Genomic DNA, 2560 nt, shown 5'->3' with positions numbered 1-2560 from the left:
AAAAAGGCCCTGATCTCTCGATCAGGGCCTTTTTCATTCCAACCATCAACTCAAGTCACAGACCATTCTTGGCCTTGAACTCGCGACGACGACGGTGCAGCACCGGCTCGGTGTAGCCATTCGGCTGCTTGGTGCCTTCGATCACCAGTTCGACCGCCGCCTGGAAGGCGATGTTGCTGTCGAAGTCCGGTGCCAGCGGGCGATACAGCGGGTCGTTGGCGTTCTGGCGGTCAACCACCGGCGCCATGCGCTTGAGGCTTTCCATCACTTGCTCTTGGCTGACGATACCGTGGCGCAGCCAGTTGGCGATGTGCTGGCTGGAGATGCGCAGCGTCGCACGGTCTTCCATCAAGCCGACGTCGTTGATGTCCGGCACTTTCGAGCAGCCGACACCCTGGTCGATCCAGCGCACCACATAGCCAAGAATGCCCTGGGAATTGTTGTCCAGTTCGTTCTTGATCTGCTCAGGCGTCCAGCTTGGGTTCACTGCCAATGGAATGGTCAGGATGTCGTCCACCGAGGCGCGCGCACGTTTGGCCAGTTCGGCCTGACGCGCAAACACGTCAACCTTGTGGTAGTGCAGCGCGTGCAGCGCAGCGGCGGTTGGAGAAGGGACCCAGGCAGTGTTGGCGCCGGCCAGCGGGTGAGCGATTTTCTGCTCAAGCATCGCGGCCATGAGGTCCGGCATCGCCCACATGCCTTTACCGATTTGCGCACGACCTTGCAGGCCAGTGCTCAGACCGATATCGACGTTCCAGTTCTCGTAGGCGCCGATCCACTTCTCGGTCTTCATGTCCGCCTTGCGTACGACAGGGCCGGCTTCCATGGAGGTGTGGATTTCGTCGCCGGTGCGGTCGAGGAAACCGGTGTTGATGAACACCACGCGCTCGCTGGCCGCCTTGATGCAGGCCTTGAGGTTGACCGTGGTGCGGCGCTCCTCGTCCATGATCCCGACTTTCAGGGTGTTACGCGGCAAGCGCAGGACGTCTTCGATACGCCCGAACAACTCGTTGGTGAACGCCGCTTCTTCCGGGCCGTGCATTTTCGGTTTGACGATGTACACCGAACCGGTGCGGGTGTTGCGCCGCGAGGTGTTGCCGTTGAGGTTGTGCATTGCGGCCAGGCAAGTCACCAGACCATCGAGGATACCTTCCGGTACTTCGTTGCCTTGGCTGTCGAGGATCGCATCGATGGTCATCAGGTGGCCGACGTTGCGCACGAACAACAGCGAACGACCGTGCAGGGTCACTTCACCGCCGTTGGGCGCGGTGTAGGTGCGATCCGGGTTCATGGTGCGGGTGAAGGTCTGGCCGCCCTTGGACACGGATTCCGCGAGGTCGCCCTTCATCAGGCCGAGCCAGTTGCGGTAGATCACCACTTTGTCGTCGGCATCGACGGCGGCCACGGAGTCTTCGCAGTCCATGATCGTGGTCAGCGCCGCTTCCATGAGGATGTCTTTGACGCCGGCGGCGTCGGTCTGGCCGACCGGGGTGCTGGCGTCGATCTGGATTTCGAAGTGCAGGCCGTTGTGCTTGAGCAGCACCGCGATCGGCGCGTTGGCGTCGCCTTGGAAGCCGATCAACTGAGCGTCATCGCGCAGGCCGCTGTTGCTGCCGCCCTTCAGAGTGACGACCAGTTTGCCGTCAGCGATTTTGTAGCCGGTCGACTCGACGTGGGAGCCGGCGGACAGTGGTGCGGCTTCGTCGAGGAAAGCACGGGCGAAGGCGATGACTTTGTCGCCACGCACCTTGTTGTAGCCTTTGCCTTTTTCCGCGCCGCCGTCTTCGCTGATCGCGTCGGTGCCGTAGAGGGCGTCGTACAGCGAACCCCAGCGGGCGTTCGAGGCGTTGAGCGCAAAGCGCGCATTCATTACTGGCACGACCAGTTGCGGGCCGGCGGTGCGGGCGATTTCATCGTCGACGTTTTGCGTCGTCGCCTGGAAATCAGCCGCTTCCGGCAGCAGATAACCGATCTCTTGCAGGAAGGCTTTGTAGGCCACGGCATCGTGCGCCTGGCCGGCATGCTGCTGATGCCAGGCATCGATGCGCGCCTGGAAGTCATCGCGTTTGGCGAGTAGGGCTTTGTTCTTCGGCGCCAGGTCGTGAATGACCTTGTCGGCACCTTCCCAGAATTGTTCGGCGGTGAGGCCGGTACCGGGAATGGCTTCGTTGTTCACGAAGTCGAACAGGACTTTGGCGACCTGCAGGCCACCGACTTGAACGTGTTCAGTCATTGCTTGCCTCACTCTGCTCAGCTATTTCGCTTTTCAGCTCGTCAATTTAACAATGAAGCTTCTGGCCATTTAAACCACAAACCTGCGGACCAGTACATGCCATTGCTGGCGGCTGGGCTAGGACCAATCAACGGCTTGGAGGCCTTGCTGACGGGGATTTCAGGGTTGCGAAGGGCCTTGGGCAGACATCGATCCAGCGTTATGTAGTGCGCGCTGCGGCATACTACATGATGAGTTGCGCTTGTGAAAATCAGACTAATTACGTCGTTCTGCGACCTCATGACGCATTGCGGTCACGTCGCGGAACGGGATGTTCTCAAAAAAGCA

Annotated in this window: 1 protein-coding gene; it reads right to left on the bottom strand. The window is 60.3% G+C overall.

All coding sequences use genetic code 11. The features are described from left to right. Positions 1–55: 55 nt before the first annotated feature. Positions 56–2233 (bottom strand): malate synthase G, encoded by a 2178-nt coding sequence (locus D6877_RS15980; RefSeq protein WP_130911413.1) that lies wholly within the window; start codon positions 2231–2233, stop codon positions 56–58. Positions 2234–2560 lie beyond the last annotated feature (327 nt).

This window comes from Pseudomonas sp. Sample_9 (assembly GCF_004307535.1).
Lineage (GTDB): Bacteria > Pseudomonadota > Gammaproteobacteria > Pseudomonadales > Pseudomonadaceae > Aquipseudomonas > Aquipseudomonas mercuritolerans.
The sequence above is the reverse complement of the archived record's forward strand: the minus strand, read 5'-3'. Positions and strand labels throughout refer to the sequence as shown.